This is a genomic window from Paenibacillus sp. FSL L8-0494 (assembly GCF_038003695.1).
Taxonomy (GTDB): Bacteria; Bacillota; Bacilli; order Paenibacillales; family Paenibacillaceae; genus Paenibacillus_AQ; species Paenibacillus_AQ odorifer.
Genome location: NZ_JBBOPQ010000001.1, coordinates 3,991,324 through 4,012,041 on the forward strand (window position 1 = coordinate 3,991,324; position 20,718 = coordinate 4,012,041).

The 20,718-nt window shown below is 45.0% G+C and carries 17 protein-coding genes; 6 read left to right on the forward strand and 11 right to left on the reverse strand.

The window, feature by feature from the left end:
- Positions 1 to 128 precede the first annotated feature (128 nt).
- From NYE35_RS18200 to NYE35_RS18215, 4 genes are read left to right on the forward strand one after another with little or no spacing between them, the layout of a single operon-like run.
- Positions 129 to 1,166 (forward strand): ArsR/SmtB family transcription factor, encoded by a 1,038-nt coding sequence (locus NYE35_RS18200; protein ID WP_341121820.1) that lies wholly within the window; start codon positions 129 to 131, stop codon positions 1,164 to 1,166.
- Positions 1,167 to 1,190: 24 nt separating this feature from the next.
- A complete protein-coding gene (locus tag NYE35_RS18205; protein WP_036688041.1) occupies positions 1,191 to 1,988 on the forward strand; it encodes an ABC transporter permease in 798 nt (265 codons plus the stop codon).
- 21 nt (positions 1,989 to 2,009) lie between these two features.
- Positions 2,010 to 3,029, forward strand: a complete 1,020-nt coding sequence (locus tag NYE35_RS18210) for an ABC transporter ATP-binding protein (RefSeq protein WP_212592223.1) — start codon at positions 2,010 to 2,012, stop codon at positions 3,027 to 3,029.
- Positions 3,026 to 3,844 carry an ABC transporter permease gene (locus NYE35_RS18215; protein ID WP_076103969.1) on the forward strand — a complete coding sequence of 273 codons (819 nt, stop codon included), beginning with the start codon at positions 3,026 to 3,028 and terminating at the stop codon, positions 3,842 to 3,844. Before NYE35_RS18210 ends, NYE35_RS18215 begins: the two co-directional genes overlap by 4 nt.
- A 304-nt stretch (positions 3,845 to 4,148) precedes the next feature.
- Here the strand turns inward: NYE35_RS18215 and NYE35_RS18220 are convergent, their stop codons facing one another.
- Both NYE35_RS18220 and NYE35_RS18225 read right to left on the reverse strand, forming a co-directional pair.
- Positions 4,149 to 6,455, reverse strand: coding sequence for a thiamine pyrophosphate-dependent enzyme (locus NYE35_RS18220; protein WP_076273308.1), 2,307 nt, complete (start codon positions 6,453 to 6,455; stop codon positions 4,149 to 4,151).
- A gap of 25 nt (positions 6,456 to 6,480) precedes the next feature.
- Positions 6,481 to 7,491: a 2-oxoacid:acceptor oxidoreductase family protein gene (locus tag NYE35_RS18225; protein ID WP_038571642.1), complete on the reverse strand. Its 1,011-nt coding sequence runs from the start codon at positions 7,489 to 7,491 to the stop codon at positions 6,481 to 6,483.
- 322 nt (positions 7,492 to 7,813) lie between these two features.
- Between NYE35_RS18225 and NYE35_RS18230 the strand changes: the two genes are divergently transcribed.
- Entirely contained in the window at positions 7,814 to 9,157 is a 1,344-nt protein-coding gene (locus tag NYE35_RS18230) for an amino acid permease (RefSeq protein ID WP_036688050.1), read from the forward strand.
- A 95-nt stretch (positions 9,158 to 9,252) separates the two neighbouring features.
- Complete coding sequence (locus NYE35_RS18235) at positions 9,253 to 10,014, forward strand: hypothetical protein (RefSeq protein WP_341121822.1); 762 nt, start codon at positions 9,253 to 9,255, stop codon at positions 10,012 to 10,014.
- Positions 10,015 to 10,401: 387 nt separating this feature from the next.
- On the opposite strand, the gene NYE35_RS18240 is transcribed toward NYE35_RS18235, so the two are convergent.
- The 9 genes from NYE35_RS18240 to rhaB all read right to left on the reverse strand — a co-directional run bounded on the left by NYE35_RS18240 (position 10,402) and on the right by rhaB (position 20,717).
- The gene (locus tag NYE35_RS18240) at positions 10,402 to 11,853 is read right to left on the reverse strand and encodes a nicotinate phosphoribosyltransferase (RefSeq protein WP_036688051.1); all 1,452 of its coding nucleotides are present in this window, start codon (positions 11,851 to 11,853) and stop codon (positions 10,402 to 10,404) included.
- A 51-nt stretch (positions 11,854 to 11,904) separates the two neighbouring features.
- Positions 11,905 to 12,444: a cysteine hydrolase family protein gene (locus NYE35_RS18245; protein WP_341121823.1), complete on the reverse strand. Its 540-nt coding sequence runs from the start codon at positions 12,442 to 12,444 to the stop codon at positions 11,905 to 11,907.
- 29 nt (positions 12,445 to 12,473) lie between these two features.
- Positions 12,474 to 13,244, reverse strand: coding sequence for an NUDIX domain-containing protein (locus NYE35_RS18250; protein ID WP_036688055.1), 771 nt, complete (start codon positions 13,242 to 13,244; stop codon positions 12,474 to 12,476).
- A 242-nt stretch (positions 13,245 to 13,486) separates the two neighbouring features.
- Entirely contained in the window at positions 13,487 to 13,936 is a 450-nt protein-coding gene (locus NYE35_RS18255) for a RicAFT regulatory complex protein RicA family protein (protein ID WP_036688057.1), read from the reverse strand.
- Between the two features lie 25 nt (positions 13,937 to 13,961).
- Positions 13,962 to 15,548, reverse strand: coding sequence for a tRNA (N6-isopentenyl adenosine(37)-C2)-methylthiotransferase MiaB (miaB, locus tag NYE35_RS18260; protein ID WP_038571650.1), 1,587 nt, complete (start codon positions 15,546 to 15,548; stop codon positions 13,962 to 13,964).
- Between the two features lie 273 nt (positions 15,549 to 15,821).
- Positions 15,822 to 16,916, reverse strand: a complete 1,095-nt coding sequence (locus tag NYE35_RS18265; RefSeq protein WP_038571652.1) for an NADH:flavin oxidoreductase — start codon at positions 16,914 to 16,916, stop codon at positions 15,822 to 15,824.
- Between the two features lie 149 nt (positions 16,917 to 17,065).
- Positions 17,066 to 17,911, reverse strand: a complete 846-nt coding sequence (gene rhaD / locus NYE35_RS18270; protein ID WP_036688060.1) for a rhamnulose-1-phosphate aldolase — start codon at positions 17,909 to 17,911, stop codon at positions 17,066 to 17,068.
- A gap of 43 nt (positions 17,912 to 17,954) precedes the next feature.
- A complete protein-coding gene (rhaA, locus tag NYE35_RS18275) occupies positions 17,955 to 19,211 on the reverse strand; it encodes an L-rhamnose isomerase (RefSeq protein WP_341031468.1) in 1,257 nt (418 codons plus the stop codon).
- 39 nt (positions 19,212 to 19,250) lie between these two features.
- Positions 19,251 to 20,717, reverse strand: a complete 1,467-nt coding sequence (gene rhaB, locus NYE35_RS18280) for a rhamnulokinase (RefSeq protein ID WP_341121824.1) — start codon at positions 20,715 to 20,717, stop codon at positions 19,251 to 19,253.
- Position 20,718: the final 1 nt, after the last annotated feature.

Here is a 20,718-nt window from a genome sequence, read left to right on the forward strand (position 1 = left end):
ATGGGGATGTGCTCTCGCTTTTTTCTGTATAAAAGATTTGACAAACTTGACCATTCCCCCTATAATTTTGAACACTTTACGCGAAAGTGGTTTTTGATTAACCAAACAGTTAATCGGAAAGGAAAAAGATGAGCTCACTCCAAACTTTAAATCGAAAGATCAAAACGGTCGTCAGTCCTTTTCATGAGTTATTATGCAGTCTGCATGTCTTCCATCAACCAGAACACCATCCAACAAGATTACAATGGGCTCTGGAGCTCAAGAAAAGGATGCCTCTTGCTCTACAGGAGAACATCCACACACTTGGGCAGTTGTCAGACCGTTGGATCGCTCTGCTAGATTTACCGGACCGTATGGGTGTCCCTATTTCTTGCAATCAAGGAATCACCCTACTCAAAAAACTTCCGGATGCAGAGCTAGTGTATCTATTTATGAATCAAGAAATTGCACTAAGTACCCTAGTCGAATGGCTGAATGAATCCGAAAGCAAGCGTTCGCTGATGAAGTTGAGTGGAAACGTGAAGTACCTGATAAACAATCTGGCTAGTGTTCGCAAGCTGTTAATCTCAACATTAATTACATACGAACATGATTATTTCGGGCAGGAATGGGACTATATTGAACCATTTATGAACATCTCAGCCGCTCAGTTTCAAGACTTAGCCAGTCGATCCCCGGAAAAGGCACTAAATACGCTCCACCCACGCCTCCTCGCAGAGAACGGGACTCTAACAGCTCAAAAGGCAGTAACGTATTACTTTTCTTATGAACAGCTTGGACAAGTGTACGTTTTTCCTTCTACTTTCATATTTCCGCATCTGCTTGTTGGCTGGTACGAAGATACTTTATTTTTACCACTCACGGTGGATGTTCCCGGTCTTGCCTTTAGTGAAGGACCGCCGAGTGACCTGTTGCGCCAACTCAAAGCTTTAAGTGATGATACGCGGATGCGAATTCTGAAACTACTGTGGAAAAATCCACATTGTACCAAGCAGCTTGCGCCAATATTGGGTATTTCTGAAGCTGCGGTCTCTAAACAGCTAAAACAACTAAGTGAAGCAGGATTTACCCAATCACAGCGAAAAGGGAATTATTTATTTTATTCAGTGAACAAAGAAGTCTTTGATAATCTTCTCGTTCTGCAAAGGCAGTACCTTGAACAATAAGGTTAATGAAAGGTGTGAGTACAGTTGTGGCATATCGCTATCGCAACTCTAAAAAGAAACCAAAAATCTAATCTTAGAGCCTTTCCCTGGACCTTTACATTCGGGCACATTATTGATGGAGTTTATCTAGTCATCATCTCTTATTTTTCTTATGTGTATCTAATCAATGGGGATATAGATTCAAAATTCGCTATCTATAGTGGCAGTGATGACTATCTGACCTATGTAATTATTGGAGGTATGCTCAGTATATTTTCCGTCAGTATGATGATGAATGTATCCAGGGCACTTATTACCGAATGGAGAGAAGGTACACTTGAGGCACTGTTGCTCTCCCCTTCAAGCCGGAGCGGTTATTTTCTAGGAAACGCAGTCCAGCAGTTGTATCGAAGCGGGGCGGAATTGCTGGTGGTTCTCTTCTTTGGCCTTTTGGCAGGACTTCGGCTCCCCTCTGTTCACTTTATATCTCTCCTCGTGGGAATTTTGCTGTTTTTACTATCATGTTATGCGATGGCGCTGGTGCTAGGAAGCATTATGCTTTATACAAGGGACACCTTCATTGTTCAAAATACTCTATTTACGATAACTGCTCTACTATGTGGATTTCAGTTTCCAAGGCAATACTTGCCTGACTACTTGCAGGCTATAGGTGAGATTTTCCCATTGACCTATGCGCTACAACTGCTACGAGGCACGCTGCTAACTGGAGAATCAATACGATTAATTGATGCATTGCCTATCATACTACTTAGTGTTGTATACATAACGGTTGGTCAATGGACAAATCGGCGCATAGAGCGCGGGTTGTTCGAACGTTTCTAAAACCTTGGAGGGTGAAAACCATTGATAAACATGCATGAAGTTACTAAAATTTACGAAAGCAAACATAGACTGGGCTGGTTCCGTTCGGAAAAAAGATCAGTGACTGCAGTGAAATCACTATCTTTAGATATCGCTGCGGGGGAAATCGTAGGTCTTCTCGGTCTAAATGGCGCTGGAAAAACCACTACAATACGTATGCTCTCTACTCTCCTAGAGCCAACCTCAGGCAGTATTGAAGTCGATGGAATGTCACTGCACAAGAATCGACAGGCCATTCAGCAAAAAGTAAATATGATCGCCGGAGGAGAACGAATGTTGTACTGGCGACTCACTGGTAGAGAGAATCTTCAATACTTCGGTAAACTCTATGGAATGAACAGCCCTCAAATCGCTAGAGAAGCAGAACGTCTTCTGGAGGAAGTAGGTTTGACCCAAGCTGCTGACCAACCCGTTGAGCAATATTCTAAAGGGATGAAGCAACGGCTGCAAATCGCCCGCGGACTTATCAACGATCCACAATACTTATTTCTAGATGAGCCCACACTTGGCCTTGATGCCCCCATTGCCAGGCAGCTTCGCGGTACGATAAGAAAGCTTGCACTGGACAGTGGAAAGGGTATCCTTCTGACCAGCCATTATTTGCAGGAGGTCGAAGAACTCTGTGACCGGGTTTATGTACTGAATCGAGGCGAGCTTCTGCTCTGTGACAAACCTGAGCGGATTGTCCATCAGGTTGCAGGCTCGCAAACCGCTCATTTAGAGGTTACAGGCTGGCATGAATCACTTCGTCCCAAGCTACTAGAGCATCTACGAACATATACTCAGCCTGCGGAATTAATGGGTGTCTGCGCAACAGAAAAACTTGAACTTCGAAATGATGGACTGCAGCGCATTTCTGTAAAGACACCTTCGGCTGATAGGATCATTACAGAGCTGCTGCCATGGACTACGGAGCATGGGCTTAGCATTAAAAGCTTCGCATCCGAAAAACCTAATTTGGAGGATGCGATTATCCTCCTTTCGGAAGGAAGGGTATCATGAACTTACATAGCTTATGGTTTACCCTTAGCGCGGAGATCACTAAGCAGCATCGAAATAGAGTTAAGGGACGCGCAGTGTTTTTTTCACTTCTACTCTGGCCGGCGCTCACCTTTTTAACCACCTACTTTACTATGCAGCCCTTTAGAACAGGAGCAGGATCAGCACTCTCAAAAGTAATACCAGATGGACGGATTCCCCTTTTTCTGCTGAGCGGATATCTCGTCTTTCAGTTATACTGGACGGTTGTGCAAGCCGCATGGTTATTCGAACAAGAACGCAAAGGGGGCACACTTGAGGTAGTGTTCCTAACCCCAGCGTCAAAAATGGCCTTCCTGTATGGACGTTCCATATATTCACTATTTCACGGAATATGGATGTTCGCTTGTTTCTCCATCCTGACTTTCATTTTTCTTGCGGATGCAACGACTGTTAACTGGGGCGCCTTATTGCCTGTATTAGTACTTATCATGATATCAGCGGTTATATGGGGAGCTTTGCTGTGTGCGATATCTCTATTCTCAAGGGATTCAGGGCTACTCTATTACATCTTTCAAGCACCAATGGAGCTGTTTGGTGGGGTTCGTATTCCACCAGCGGTATTCCCAGCATGGGCAACGGGCCTATCCCTTCTGTTTCCACTCACATATAGTCTGGTTCTCGTGCGCGGGGCGTTATACGATAATATCGGGATTAGCTGGTGGTGGGCTCTCGGCGCTTTAATCGTAGGTAGTTCTTGTCTTGTCATTTGTACCCGCTATCTTCTGGTTAGGGCAGAACAACATGCAAGAGTAAAAGGGAACTGGACTTTATTCTAATTGTAAATGACCAAGTCTTTAACACATAGGACCTAAATGACGTTATTTGCCGGTTCTTAGCTTTTTCAGAAGTTTCGCGGACTCCAGTGACACTATTCCTTCAAAAAGGGTTCATATTGGGAGTTTTTAGGGCAGATAACTGCTATGCAGTCCGTTAGAATTCCAAATGGGAAAGAAGACTGTGTTTAAGGTCAGTGGTGTCCGAAAACTGTTTCTTACGCGCAAATGCTCCCTAACCACAAAAAACCCGGCAGACAAATCTGCCGGGTTTTTTCATATTTTATATGCTGGAGATAAACACATCTTATAAGTCAGGATGTTCGTGTTTTGCCTTGAGACGATTCCAACGGCGCTCAACTTCTTCTTCGAAGCTGTGCAAAGCTGGCTCATTCTCAGGTTTCAACAAGTGACGAGTTTTACCCATTGTCTTCAGCCATGCTGAGAGCTCGACACGTTTGCCCTTGTCTTCGGGATTATATGTGATATTCGTAGAACCATGCTCTACTTCATATAACGGGAAGAAGCAAGACTCAACAGCTAATGAAACGATGTTAGTGCCTTCCTTATCATCAGACATCCAGTTTAGCGGACATGCGATCAGGATTTTACCATACACCAAACCTTCGTTTTGTGCGTACCACTGTGCTTTTGCCGCTTTTTTCACCAGATCCTGCGGATAAGCCTCCGAACCCGTGAAGACATAAGGAATGTTAGTAGCCGCCATAATTTGTGCTGTATCTTTATGCTGAGTCACTTTACCTTGCTGCTGCTTGCCGATACTGGAGGTTGAAGTACGGTGACCCAGTGGTGTCGAATAGGACTGCTGTGCTCCAGTATTCATGTAACCCTCGTTATCGTACTCTACAATAATCATTTTGTGACCACGCAGTGCAGCTCCAATTGCCGGTCCCATCCCGATGTCCATGCCGCCATCTCCGGTTACCATAACAAACGTAAAGTCCTCTTTAAGCCCTAGTCCATCCAGCTCACCGCGACGTTTGCGTTCCCAGAACATCTCTACGACACCGGACAAGGTAGCCGCTCCATTTTGGAAAAGATTATGGATAAACGTTGATTTATGGGAGGAATACGGGTACCCCGTAGTCGTTACCATGGCACAGCCTGTATGATAAAGTGCGACGATATCCCCTTCAATCCCTTTGAAGAAAGTCTCCAGTCCTGAGAAAATCCCACAACCCGGACACGCACCATGCCCTGGGGAGAGCCGTTTAGGTTTCTTCGTCAAGCTGCGTAGCGGCGGAATCCGTACGCTTAATTTGCCCGTTGCTTCATCCTGTTTCACAGTGATCAAGCCTGTCTTCAGTGAGTCAAAGTCCATTGGCTTCAGAAGACGTTGTGGAGCTTTATCTGGTGTACCCGGATTGTGGCCGTAATAATCAAATGGTATGTCTACTCGATCTGCAGCAACAGCATCAATTGCTAATTGGAAAAATGCATGACCATCTTCTGCGTAGAAGTCCTTACCACCCAAACCGTAAATACGGCTTATTACTTTAGTCGTAGTGTTGCCATATGTGAACAGGGCTGCCTTAATTTCATTGACCATGTTACCACCGTGTCCGCCAACAGAATCTGCGCGGTCACCAACGGTGATTGCTTTAACGTTTTTCAGCGCTTCAGCAATTTGCTTCTGCGGGAAAGGACGGATCATATTCGGCGAGATTGCACCGGCTTTGATTCCTTGCAAACGAAGCTGATCTACAACATCCTTAATAATCTCAGAGGCAGAATTCATCAAGAATACTGCTACTTCAGCATCTTCCATCCGATATTCCTCGATCATTGGATAATAACGTCCGGTTAACTCAGCAAATTCCTTCGCGATTTCTTCAAAAACTTCACCCGCATTGTACATAGCTACGGACTGTTGATAACGGTTGTTAATATAGTCAGGTTCGTTCATATAAGGGCCAACGGTTACCGGATTATTGCGGTCTAAAGTATCGGTGAAACCTGTTGGAGGTTGTGCTCCAACAAATTTATGAACATCCTCCCGATGAGTAAAGGCCTGTACGCGGCGCTTCTGGTGGGAAGTGAAATATCCATCTGAAGCCACCATTACCGGAAGACGAACTTTAGCATGTTCAGCAAGCTTCAATGCCATTAGGTTCATATCATAAACAGATTGTGGATCCCGGCACATTAAAATTGGCCAACCTGTATTCAGGGCAAAATACAAATCAGAATGATCCCCGTGAATATTCAGCGGTCCAGAGATCGAACGGCAGATTAGATTCATAACCATAGGCATACGCGTACCAGCTTGTACAGGCAATTGCTCAAGCATGAACATATAACCTTGGGCACTGGTAGCATTAAATACACGTCCGCCAGCCGTTGAAGCGCCATAACAGATTCCAGCAGAGCTATGCTCGCCATCTGACGGAATCAGCATAATATCATGCTGGCCGTTCGCTTTCATCGTATCAAGAAATTGCGCTACTTCTGTCGATGGAGAAATCGGAAAATACCCCATTACATGATAATTAATCTGATGAGCAGCGTAAGCTGCCATTTCATTGCCGGATTCATATAGGAATTTCTGCTCTACTTTAGCAGAGCCTATTTCTTTTTCATAATCTATAGCCACGTGTATTCCACCTTTCCTCCGTTAATTAGGCCTCAGTAACGAGATCAAAAATATGCCGGACCGTATGACTCTCTGCGTAGCCTTCTTCCTCACGTTCGCCAGACAAGGCAGTTGTAGGACAAGCTTCTACACATTTTAAACAGCCTTTACAGTATTGGTAATCAATACCTTGCAGGAACATTTGTGGACGCCCCTTCTTATCAGGCTGCTCATCCCAAACAAAACACAGATCAGGACACACCGTATCGCACTGCGCACAATGAATACAATCCTCCTGCTTAAAATGAGGCAGCAAACCGGAGCGAGAAATGCTCAAGTTCTTTAAAAAGCTGCTCCCAGGATTCGTAATGGTACCGCCGATAGGCTGTGTTTCATAACCCAATGCGGAAATATCAGACCGCACGAATTCAGGCATTGTCACGCCCGCAGGCAGTGGAAAATGCATAAACTTAACTTCATTAAATCCACGGTCGAAAGTAGTCAGCGCTGACTGTACTGCCTGTGGATACTTTTTGCCTAGTGATTTCTCTATAACGCCTTTCATAATTTCAGGGTCCAAGAAATCACACATCCGGAACAACGCGCCCAGCATCGCCATATTAACGCGGTTTTTCTCATCTAAGGCGATAGTTGTAGCATCAACGACTGCAATAGTTCCTGCCATCATATTCAGGGAGGATTTCAATTCCTCCGGCGATTTTGCTGAGTTTACCAATACTGTGCTATGTTCATAAATTCCGCTAATTACGTTAACTGTCTTTGCTAGTGCTTCGTGAAATACCCCAACAACATGCGGACGCTCAACCGGAGACGTGTCACGAATAGGTGTGTTCAAATCACAAAACCGGATATGCGCTTTTACCGCTGATCCCTTCTTCTCCGAACCATATGACGAAAAGCTGACCCCATTCATTCCAGCACCGACAACACCTGCTTCCGCAAGCATTTTACCAGCCAGGTTCGCACCCAACCCTCCAATTGACTCCAGACGAATCTCAAAAAATCCGAGCTCGTTCACTTTTGGTAACTGTACCACCGACATAGCCCCTTTCAGAATGTCATCTAGTATAATATCCTTTTGACTTTTTCAACGATTGTAACTTGATTTCGCAAGACGCGAAGTGACAAATCTTGCATTTTCCAAGTGTTGCCTAAGCTTATTTATCTACTTTCATTTAGCAATAAAATTAAAAATTAAGATGTTAAATTCATCACATTGTTCATGATAAATATCACACACCGATGAAAAATCACCTCTATTTCTACAAATGTGTATCATTTATACTTTTCAACTAGTCCATTTCAGGATAAACTGATTCTTGGTGTAATTTTTTGAACCTACTTAGGAGGCATTAAATGTGAAGTCAAACGAAGCATCATTACAGAAAAAATTGCTTCCACGGCATATCAGCTTTATGGCGATGGGCGGCGTAATCGGTACGGGGATTTTTAAAGGAAGCTCTGAGACGATAAGCATTGCTGGACCAGGGGTTGTTCTCTCCTATGTATTGGCAGGCTTGCTGCTACTAGTCGTTATGGGTGCAATTGCCGAAATGGCCACGGTATACCCGAACAAAAATATGAAGGAATTCATTCGCGAGGCTTTTGGAGAACGGCTTTCCTTTATCGTGGGTTGGCTCTATTGCTTCATGTGGTTGACTGTCTGCGTGATCGAAGTGCTGGCGGCAGGAAGCTTCTTGCAATACTGGTTACCGGATGTTCCGTTATGGCTACTGAGTCTAGCAAGTGGTGCTTTAATTATTGGCATCAATATGATGAGTGTAAGCGGTTATGGAGAGACGGAGTTTTGGTTAGCAGGAATCAAAATAGCTATGATTATCATCTTTATTATTCTGGGAGCTGCATTATTGTTTGGGCTATTGCCTATGTCTGAAGGGACACCCTATTTAAGTAATTTTACGGATTATGGCGGATTATTCCCACAAGGCTGGACACCTATCTTCTCTGCCCTTCTGGTCGTCATGTTCTCATATGGCGGATCTGAGCTGATTGGACTAACTTTAACAGAAACTCAAGATGCAGAAAAAGTGTTGCCTAGAGTTGTCAAAAGCTTCATTTTGCGCGTTATTCTGTTCTATACGATTCCAATTCTGATCATCTGTGGGTTAATTCCTTGGAATCAGCTTAACGAGCATACCAGCCCCTTTGTGCAGGTTTTAGCAGCTACAGGACTTAAGGGTGCTGACCATGTTATGAACTTCATACTGATTACAGCTGTGCTCTCTGCTGCTAACTCCGGTATCTATGGCGCCACACGGATGTTGCACTCTTTGGCTTCACAGGGTGAAGCTCCACGTAGCTTAGCAAAGACCTCAGCAAAAGGTGTGCCGATCAACAGTCTTAAACTTTGCGCTATAGTTCTTTTTGTTGGTTCTATGTTAGCGTACTTCGCACAGGATGGACTTTTCCGGCTGCTGATGGCTGTTCCCGGCTTCGTAGTAAGCTTGGTATGGATCAGCATCTGTCTATCACAGCTGAAGCTGCGGAAAACCTATCCTAAAGAGCCAAGCTTTAAAGTCTGGGGCTTTCCTTATATAACGATTTTGACACTTATCTGTTTGTCGGTTATTACGATTTCCTTCCTTTTCGACACTCAGAACCGGATCAGCATAGGCACATGTCTGGGCTTCCTGCTGATGCTTACCATCTGGTCATTCGCGAAATTCCGGAAGAAGAACTAAACTAAATTGCTCGCATTGACATGTAAAAAGGTGTATCCATTATTCTTCGCGATCGCGTAGAACGGGGATACACCTTTTCTTATGGGACCGTTGATTTGCCTACTCACACCGGATTCGCCACATTCTACGGGATTTATAACGTAGATTTGCTCACTCGCACCGGGTTCGGCTCATTGTACGGGATTTATACCGTTGATTCGCCCACTCGCACCGGATTCGCCACATTCTGCGGTATATATACCGTTGATTCGCCTACTCGCAACGGATTCGGCTCATTCTACGGGATTTATACCGTAGATTTGCCCACTCGTACCGGATTCGCCTCATTCTACGGGATTTATACCGTAGATTTGCCTACTCGCACCGGATGCGCTCCATTCTACGGGATTTATACCGTAGATTTGCCCAGTCACATCGGATGCGCCTCATTCTGCGGGATTTATACCGTTGATTTGCCTACTCACACCGGATTCGCCTCATTCTGCGGGATTTATACCGTTGATTTGCCTACTCACACCGGACGAGCCACATTCTACGGGATTTATACCGTTGATTCGCCTACTCGCACCGGATTCGCCTCATTCTACGGGATTTATACCGTAGATTTGCCTACTCGCACCGGATTCGCCTCATTCTGCGGTATATATACCGTTGATTTGCCTACTCGCAACGGATTCGCCACATTCTACGGGATTTATACCGTTGATTCGCCTACTCGCACCGGATTCGTCCCGTTCTGCGGTATATATACCGTTGATATGCCCACTCACACCGGATTCGGCTCATTCTACGGGATTTATACCGTTGATTTGCCTACTCACACGGATTCGCCACATTCTGCGGGAGATATACCGTAGATTTGCCTACTCACACCGGATTCGCCTCATTCTACGGGATTTATACCGTTGATTTGCCCACTCACACCGGATGCGCCTCATTCTGCGGGATTTATACCGTTGATTCGCCTACTCGCACCGGATGCGCCTCATTCTGCGGGATTTACTTATTCTTTTGGGTTTATGGTAATTTGTCGATATACTTTAACTAGTGTTCTGCTGCACAAAATGCAACGAAAGCCAAATCAGAGATACGCAGACAAGCTGGCTTAATATACTCTCAGAAAGTAAACTCGCGGCGTTCGAAGTTAACAAACGCAAGCTTCACCCAAACGTCGGCTTCACCCAAACGCAAAAAAGCACGGGAATCTAATCCTCCCATGCTTCTTTCCATCGAAACTACAAAATCTACTCGATCTCCGGCTGAATATGCTCCGCGATCAATTGTTGCTTGTTGGTCCAGACCTTCTCACTCAGATTCACCCGGTACACCTCAGGATTGAGCTTACGCAGATATTCCGGCCAGAACAGATCCTTCTGCTCCCGATGGTAACGGCGAACTTCATTCAGATCCGGCAAAGTATAGACCTGGAAGCCGTTCACATAGATCGGCTCAAGCATAGGCAGCGCTTCATAGCGCTCCACATACTTGTGCATGTATGGATGCAGCGGATTAAACAGCTTCACCCGACCGCCGTTGCGCGGAGCTTCCTCTTCCGGGAAGCAGATATAATCTGCTAGCGCTTTGCCATTTTTCCCGATAATCCGGAATACGTCCTTGCTGCCTGGCGTGGATACTTTTTCAGGGTTAGAAGAAATCTTGATCGTCGGTACCATTTCTCCCGTTGCGGACTCAATTTCTACCAGCTTATAGACCCCACCCAAAGAGGGTTGATCCGAAGCCGTAATCAATTGTGTGCCTACGCCCCACGTGTCGATGGCTGCACCTTGCAGCTTCAGATCCATGATTGTATTCTCATCCAAATCATTGGATGCCACAATCTTCACATAATCGAGCCCAGCTTCATCCAGCATGTTCCGCGCCTGCCGGGATAGATAGGCTAAGTCACCGCTGTCTAAGCGGATACCGATCATCTTTTTACCTTGAGCTTCAAGCTTTTTGGCGGTTCTAATCGCATTCGGCACACCACTGCGCAACGTATCGAAGGTATCAACTAATAGTGTAACTTCATCAGGCATCACCTTGGCATAAGCATCAAAAGCTTCCTGCTCGCTGCTGAAGCTCTGAACCCAAGAATGCGCATGTGTACCTTTGGTAGGGATGCCAAACATTTTACCTGCCAGCATGTTAGAGGTTGCATCAAAGCCGCCGATATAAGCCGCTCTAGCGCCCCAGACCGCCGCATCCGCTTCTTGTGCCCGTCGGGTACCAAACTCCAGCAGAATATCATTCGGAGCCACCTGCTTAATTCGGGAAGCCTTCGTAGCGATCAGCGTCTGGTAGTTCATGAAGTTCAGAATGGCGGTCTCCACCAGCTGCGCTTCCATGATCGTCCCTTCCACACGGATTAGTGGCTCATCCGGAAAAATCAACGCCCCTTCTTTCATCGAATAAACGTTGCCCTGAAAATGAAATTGCAGCAGTTCTTCCAAAAAAGCGGGAGCGTAATTTTCTTCTTGCTCCGACAAGTAACGGATATCATCTTCGGTGAAACGCAAACCGCCGATGTACCCAACGATACGCTCTAATCCTGCGAACACGGCATAGCCGTTTCCGAAAGGTAACTTGCGGAAATAAGCTTCAAATACAGCTTTTCGCTTATGGCTTCCATTCACCCAGTGAGCATACATCATATTGATCTGATATTTATCTGTATGTAGCGCAAGTTCTCTCTTCAAGTCCTCATCTCCTAATATCCACGTTGCTGTATGTGTATGTTTTTTATAGTATTATGCCTTAACAACGTCTGCTCCTAAACTTCCCCGGAAATGATTTAGTGCCCATTTATGTCCATCCGCGTTGAAGCTGGCGACCGCATCTTCGTGCACAGTAATAATAAAACCTTTGTTATATGCATCCACCGCAGTGTGCAAAACACATATATCTGTACAAACGCCAATCAAATGAAGGTCAGTAATGCCACGTTCCCGCAGCTTAATTTCCAGATCAGTTCCACTAAAAGCGCTATATCGAGTTTTGTCCATCCAATAGATGGAATCCTGGTCAGCTTCATAAACAGTTTTCAAACTTCCATAAAGCTCCCGCCCTCTAGTCCCTCGTACATTGTGAGGTGGAAACAGTTTACTCTCAGGATGATAAGGATCATTGTCTTCATGTAAATCTACAGCCATTACAACATAATCGCCATTTTGGACAAACTCAGATGTTAATTGGCTGATTCTTGGCTCGATGTCGATTGCAGGCTGCCCAACCGGTAAATTCCCATTGACAAAATCATTGGTAAAGTCAATTACTATTAGTGCTCTCATGAGAATCGTCCCTCCCCTGATTTAAGACACTACGTATAAATGGACAACAATGGCTCGTGATCTGTAAACATATACAGCTGAGCCGGGCGTTGTGAGTATTGATTGGAGCTGAGTGCATTGCCCTCTTCATCTCTCACTTCTTTTAATATACCCTGACGGCTGCGTGTTGACGTGATTTTACGAATAAAATTTGGCTCTTTAAATTCCGGCACTACTGTCTGAATCACCTGATAAAGCTCACTTAGCGTAAAATGCCTAGGCAAAAACTGTCTTGCTATCGTTGTCTGCAGCATTTGCTGTTGGATACGTACGTATGCATCCTTGATGATTTCATGGTGGTCAAAAGCGAGCTCCAGTTCTTCTAACGCTTCCTGCAACGTAAATAAACCCACTTCACCCGCATCGTCGGAAGCTTGTCTTTGTTCCAGCATCCACTCTTCTACTAAGGCGAAAAAGGCATGGCTGATTATCCATCCCCGAGGGTCGCGGCCAGGTGTACTATAAACTCCAAGATATTCTAAGTGACCTCCATCGACACCGGTCTCTTCTTTCAGCTCACGAGTTGCAGCATCATAAATAGACTCATCTTCCTGACAGAATCCGCCTGGTAGAGCCCACATGCCTGCACATGGCCATTTTTTCCGTCTAATTAACATTACCTTCAATTCACGTAAAGGCAGCGTCTTAGTGACCGTCTTCCGTTCGCGTTTGGTCAGTGTAAACATTACAATGTCGGCCGGAACACCATCCGGTGTACGATATTTTTTGGCGTTATAGGTTAATTCCCCATTGTCGCTCATAATTGCCCCATCCTTTTCCGAAGCTGTAGTTTTACTTATTCGTATCTTTAAATGTACCAAACATTTTCTTCATAAATCAACAGCTAAATTCCATTATTTTACATCATCCTACAAAAAAGACTATATGAGAAACGACGTTGTCGTTGAATTATAAGGATTATGTATATTCTTGAATCTTACTTCTACCTCTTATATTGAAATAAAGGGACGGATCTGCATCCGCCCCCTGAACTGAGTGTGGGTTATCCGCATGTGGTCGGAGGCGCTTCGGTGCCGGCTTCCACATTTATTTTTTCCGAAACGGTATCTCTAATCACGGAAATTACTAGCTGGAGCAAATAATTAATATCGCTCTGGCTTTGCTGAAATTCATTGACGACAGGAATACCGTCGATCTCATCTTGCAGCACTTCAATTTCACGTTCAATTTTGGCGACCATATCTTTATTATTGAAGCTTTCGAAGGCCACGATTTCTTTTTGTTTTTTCTTAATGGTTGCAATCAGTCCTTGCACACGCTCGTGATTAAGAATTTTTTGCTCCGCCTGCTGAAAATGGCGAACCTCTTCGCTGGTTGAGATTAATGACGCTAATTCTTTAGCTTTGCCCATAATATCCTCGCGAACGATCAGATCACGAGTATTATAAGTCTTCATTCCATATTTATTCAACCGTTGTTCTTCCGTACTCATTAGTCATCTCCCCATTCGTATGTGATTAATGAACAGCTGCGGCCTCAACCACAATATCCCCTTTAATGTACCATGTTTTGGTATCTGTAATTCTCACGTTTACAAATGTGCCGATAAGCTCCTTCGGACCTTCAAAATGGACCAGCTTGTTAGCTCGGGAACGGCCAGAAAGGACTTCGGAGTTATTCTTACTCTCCCCTTCAACCAGCACCTCTACAACTTCACCCAGCATCCGGTCATTAATGATCCGGCTGTTCTCTTTGATGAGATCATTTAATCTTTGCAGACGTTCACTCTTCACCGACATCGGTACGTTATCTTCCATCGCCGCTGCTGGTGTCCCTTCCCGTGGAGAATAAATGAACGTATATGCCATATCATACCCAACCTCACGCACAAGCGATAGGGTATCTTCAAATTGCTCATCAGTCTCCCCAGGGAAACCAACGATAATATCGGTACTTAATACAGCATTCGGCACACTTATCTTAATCTTGCGTACTAATTCCAGATAAGCTTCCCGGGTATATTTACGGCTCATTTTCTTAAGAACGGCAGTACTTCCCGATTGAACCGGCAGATGGATATGCTCCACCAAGTTGCCGCCTTTGCCTAAAACCTCAATCAATTTATCGTCAAAATCTCGCGGATGCGATGTCATAAAGCGAATGCGCGGAATATCAATCAGACGCATATCATCCATCAGGTTACCGAAAGTGTAATCAATGTCTGTAAAATCTTTACCGTAAGCATTTACGTTCTGCCCCAGCAACGTTACTTCCTTGAAGCCTTGGCGGGCAAGCTCTCTCACCTCAGCGATAACGTCCTCTGGACGACGACTGCGTTCTTTACCGCGTGTAAACGGTACGATGCAATACGTGCAGAACTTATCACAGCCATACATAATGTTCACCCAAGCGCGCATGCCTTCCCGCTTCTTCGGCAAGTTCTCAATAATGTCGCCTTCTTTAGACCATACCTCAACCACAAGCTCTTTACTAAATACCGCTTCTTTAATGAGGTGTGGCAATCTGTGAATATTATGCGTACCGAAGATCATATCCACGAAGCCATGCTTTGACATAATCCGGTTGACTACGCCTTCCTCTTGGGACATGCAACCGCATACCCCTAACAACAGACCCGGCTTCTCGATCTTCAGGTTCTTAAGATGTCCTAGCTCTCCAAATACCTTATCCTCGGCGTTCTCCCGAATCGCACAAGTATTCAGCAAAATGAGATCCGCGTCATTACGGTCAGCGACACTGCGGTAGCCCATCTGTTCCAATAGGCCCTTCATCGTTTCCGTGTCATGCTCATTCATTTGGCAGCCATAAGTCGTTATATGATAATATTTGCCCACTCCGAAATTCTGCATCTCTTCAGGAATCTCGAAATCATAATGCACTTCTATTTCTTCCTTGCCGCGCCGTTTTCCTTCTTTATAGTCAGGCTGGCTATTAATTTGCACATTTCTTCCTTTAATCCGGTAAGTAACCTTACCTTCTTCTTCACTAATTACCTTTGCATCACTAAAATCAAAATATTTCGAATAATCCTTAGAACCCTTGCCGGATTTTAAGTCCGGTGAGTTGTGGTTCCCCTTTGTCATGCTGTTTTCACGTCCTCTATTGTTCAACAATTATTTTTATACTTTGCTAATTTAAAATTATAACATAATGCTGGCCTAACATAGAAGTGCCCGATCTATTAATGATGTAAAGGAGCGTTGCATATCGACAAAAAAATACCCCGCCAACGTTTGGCAGGGTCAAGTTCTATCATATTAAGGGGGGTATGCTACTATTATAAGCAGATACACTACTCTTGAAACAGTTATACAACCTCTTACCTAAAAAAATAGTCATTGTATATTCTGCTAGTTTTAGTAAAGAGTATTCGTCGCTTCAGGAGTAAATGGGATGATTTCGTCTATCGCTCCGCTTTGTACTTTGGCAGGCCAAGCTGGATCGCTAATAAGCGCTCTGCCCACTGCTACCAAATCAAACTCCTCCCGAGCGAACCTTTCAGTTAACTCATCGATATTATCCGTAGGCTTCTGAGCTTTATCTTCTGCGAAGAAATCGCTTTGCAGGCCAATAGAGCCCACTGTAATACACGGCTTCCCGGTAAACTTCTTAGTCCACCCAGCTAAATTAAGATCAGAGCCAGCAAATTCAGGTTGACTGAAGCGTCGGGTCGAGCAATGAAAAATATCTACACCCGCTTCGCTAAGCGGTGCCAGGAAACTCGCAAGTTCTTCTGAAGTCTTCGCCAGCTTCTCATCATACGCCCCCAACTTCCACTGGGAAAAGCGCAGCACGATTGGGAAGTCTGGTCCAACCGCTTGACGGCATGCTTTAATGATCTCGACAGCGAATGTTGTTCTTCCTACCAAATCGCCACCGTAACGATCGGTACGTTTATTCGTTCTATCCCAGAAGAACTGGTCTATCAGATACCCATGAGCGCCATGCAGCTCGATGCCATCAAAGCCAACGCTTTTGGCATTTGCCGCCGCTTGAGCGAAGGCTGTTACTAAGCTTTCAACCTCTTCTGTGGTCAGCGGCTCTGTCACCGGCTCACCTGCTAAATTCAGACCCGAAGGGCCTACAGGAAGGGCTTCAACGTTAGGATACTCGCCGATTGTACGCGCCATCCCCACATGCCAAAGCTGCGGGATGATCTTGCCCCCAGCTGCGTGAACCTCTTCCACAACCTTCTTCCAGCCTTCTAAAGATGCTTCTTCATGTATATTAGGAATATCTTGGTGACTGACAGCCGCTGGATGATTTACCGCAGTACCCTCAGTAACAATTAATCCCACTCCACCCTCTGCACGTCTACGATAATAAGCGGCAACATTGCTTCCCGGCACACCATTCGGAGACTGCGCGCGTGTCATCGGCGCCATTACAAATCGGTTCGACAGCGAAAGATTCCCCACTTGAAAAGGTGAAAATAGTTGCTCTGTATTCATATGTTACCTCCAATTTATTAATTGATTACTTTAAGTAAGCTTATTATCTACCCAAAAGATGGGAAATGCAAATTTTAAGAAAAAGACAAAAAAAACCGGACCTCGCAGAATCTACGAATGCCCGGTTTTCACCAAATTATAATGACTCTCTAGACTTCAAGAATCCCCGCTTTAGGTGTAACTCCAAATGCTTTAGCTAAATCCCATAGCTGTTGGTCTGTGATCTTTTGTTTGATTTCTCTACCGCCAATCAAGTTGTAGATCGTCGCAGCCTTTTCAACCGTTTCTACTAGACCAAAGGTAGCATCCATGGTGGAGCCCGTGCCAAAAATCCCATGCTGCGGCCAGATGACTAAACGGTGATCCTTCATTTTCTTAGCGGTTTCGCGGCCGATCTCACTGCTGCCCGGAACAATCCACGGAATAACGCTGACCCCATCAGGGAAAACAACAAGGCACTCTGTGCACATTTCCCATAGTGTTTTGGTAAACTTCAGTTCGTCCAGATCATGCGTGAAGGTCATCGCGATAACATTTGTAGCATGTGTATGCAGCACGATACGGTGTGTGGGATCTACTTTCAAGCGTTCAATATGACTCATAAAATGCGAAGCGAGCTCACTCGTAGGAACTGCACCATTCCGCAATCCCCACAATACTTCCACACTTTCGCCATTGCCGCTAACCCTTAACACACCCAGATTCGCTTCAGGGTCTTTAATCACATTTCTGAAATATTTGCCCGAACCTGTTACGATAAAATACTTGCCTGCTAATTCTTTTACCGGAAAGGTGAGTTTGATCGTGCGCAACGGCTCCAGTACATTAATATACTTAGCCACCTCATTCTCATCCAGCAAATAGCTGACATTCCCACCATTCAGTTCATCCCAGCCAAGCTCCCACATATGACGGGTGATCTCTGACATTTCCTGAATAAATGGAGCTTCACTGCTGGCAATATAACCTTTTGACTCTAACAAGGAAGTACTCATAGTCTATTCTCTCCTTTGTATTTGCTACTCTCCGTATCCACTTTTATCTTAAAGACAAAACGTCCTGTTCATAATTTTTCACTTCAGTAAGCCATTGCTCACGCACCGGTGTACCTTGTGATGCACAGTAGTAATCCCAGACCGCTCCAAACGGATACGATTTGAACTCTTCTACCAGAGCAAGACGTGAAGTATAATCCCCGGACTGCTCGATTTGCTTAAGTTCTTCCACTGGTTCCAGCATCGCACGCAGCAACGCCTTAATAGTGTTGCGGGTGCCAATGACCCATGCCGCGAGATGATTGATACTGCCATCAAAGAAATCCAATCCAATATTCGTACGAGGAAGTAAGTCCCCACGAACTAATTCACGGGCGATTTCCAGCAGCTCATCATCCATCGTTACCACATGGTCACTGTCCCAGCGGACAGGTCTGCTAACATGCAGCAGCAGCTGCTCACTGAACATCAGAATCGAAGATAATTTATTCGAAATCACTTCTGTAGGATGAAAATGTCCCGCATCCAGACAGATTGCTTTTCCATTTGTTAAACCATAACCCATATAGAATTCATGAGAGCCAACCACATAACTTTCAGAGCCAATTCCAAACAGTTTACTTTCCAAGGCATCCATATTATAAAGCGGATCTATTTCCTGACTAAAAATCTCATCCAACGACTCTTTTAAACGTACTCTTGGAGCTAGCCGATCTACTGGCGTATCTTTATAACCGTCTGGAATCCAAAAATTCGTCACACAAGGCTGACCCAGCTCCCGCCCAAAATGCTCAGCGATCGTACGTGAAGCTTTACAGTGTCTGATCCAGAAATCCCGAATCTCCGCGTCCGAATGACTGAGAGTGAATCCATCGGCTGCTTTCGGATGTGAGAAACAAGTAGGGTTAAAATCAAGCCCTAAGCCCTGCTCCTTCGCCCAATCCACCCAGGATTGAAAATGTCGTGGCTCTAGTTCATCCAAATCTACAGGTTCATCTGTATCTGCGTAAATAGCATGCAGGTTAACCTTATGTTTACCAGGAATAAGAGATAACGCCTTTTCTAAATCTTGACGTAGTTCATCTGGTGTACCCGCCCGGCCCGGATAACTTCCCGTTACCGCAATGCCCCCGCTTAGTTCTTTTTCCTTAAAAAGAAAACCTTTTACATCATCACCCTGCCAGCAATGTATGGAAATTTTAATTTGCGCGAGTCGCTCCAGCACTTTATCCACATCAATACCGTGGGTGGCGTATAGTTTTTTGGCTTCGTTATAGCTAGTGATAATGCTCTGATCCATGCTGTTTATCCTCCTAAAATAGTGCAATGTCTGTTTCGCTTAGATAAGCTCATTCACTCTGGACAGATGAAGGCTTCTCCAGCGATTTAGAATGTTATCAAAATGCTTGATCGGCTGCGGAATGTATGATGTTATTTCAAAAGATTGTTCGATAATAGCTCTTGCCTCAGTTATGTCTGCAATGGAATCTGCGCTAATCATCTGCACTACTATATTTCCTAGAGCAGTCGCTTCCGTTGGTCCAGCCTTTACTTCCCTGCCAATAACGTCAGCTGTTAGTTGGCATAAAAGCCGGTTGTTCGCCCCTCCGCCGACAATTTGCAACCCCTCGATCCGACGTTCTGTCAGCTCCTCCAACTCTTCCAAATAAGTTAGATAGGATAAAGCCAAGCTGTCAAAAACACAACGTGCTAACTGTCCAGGTGTCTCCGGAACGGGCTGCCCACTCTCCATACAGGCACTGCGGATTTCTTCTATCATGTTGGATGGATTTAGAAACCTTGGTGCATTACAAGGGATGAGGCTACGAAACCCCTCTTCTCCCTGCGCAAGCTCTGCAAGCTCCGCAAAACTATAACAATTGTTCAGTAATCTGCGAACCTCTTGAATAAGCCATAAGCCCATTACATTTTTGAGGAATCTATAAGTTCCGTAGGCTCCCCACTCATTGGTGTAGTTGACCTGCATGGCTTGTAGAGAATTTAGAGGCTCCGTTCTTTCTACACCGAGTAAAGACCAAGTTCCACTGCTGATATAAGCTGAGCCTTCTTGAAGTGGAGCACCTAGCACTGCTGAGGCCGTATCATGGGAAGCCACACAGATCAGTTGGCATTCTGGCAGGTCATATTGTTGGATTAAAGCTTCGTCAAGAGGACCAACCACTACACCAGGCTCAGTTAATTTTGAAAATTGATCTTTCCTGATATTCAAGAATTCTAATAGGTCATCGTCAAAATCCCGGCTTTCCAGATTCAACAGCTGTGTTGTAGATGCAATAGTAACCTCATTGATCTTGCGGCCAGTCAGTCGGTAATATAGATAATCTGGTACAAGTAAAATTTGATCCGCTTGCGCTAACTCTTCTTCATTATGAACATATAACTGATTCAAGGTATTGATGGATAACTGCTGGATTCCTGTCTTTTCATAGACGGTTTGTGGTGAAAGCTGCTTTGCCACCAGATCCACAGCCAGATCCGTTCTGCGGTCCCGGTAGGCGTATACTTCCTGAACACGATTCCCGTCCGCATCTACCAGCACATAATCTACACCCCATGTATCAATACCGAGCGTACAGGTAGTAATTCCATCGGTTTTAGCCTTCTGAAGCCCGATCATAATCTGCTCTACTAAATAATCAATGTCCCAGAAACAGGAACCCTCTTGTTCCGTAAAGCTATTGCTAAAGCGATGAAGCTCTTCTAAGGAAAGAATACCTTCTTGCAATATTCCGCGCACCAATCGCCCACTTGAGGCACCGATGTCAACGGCGATGTGATTATTCATA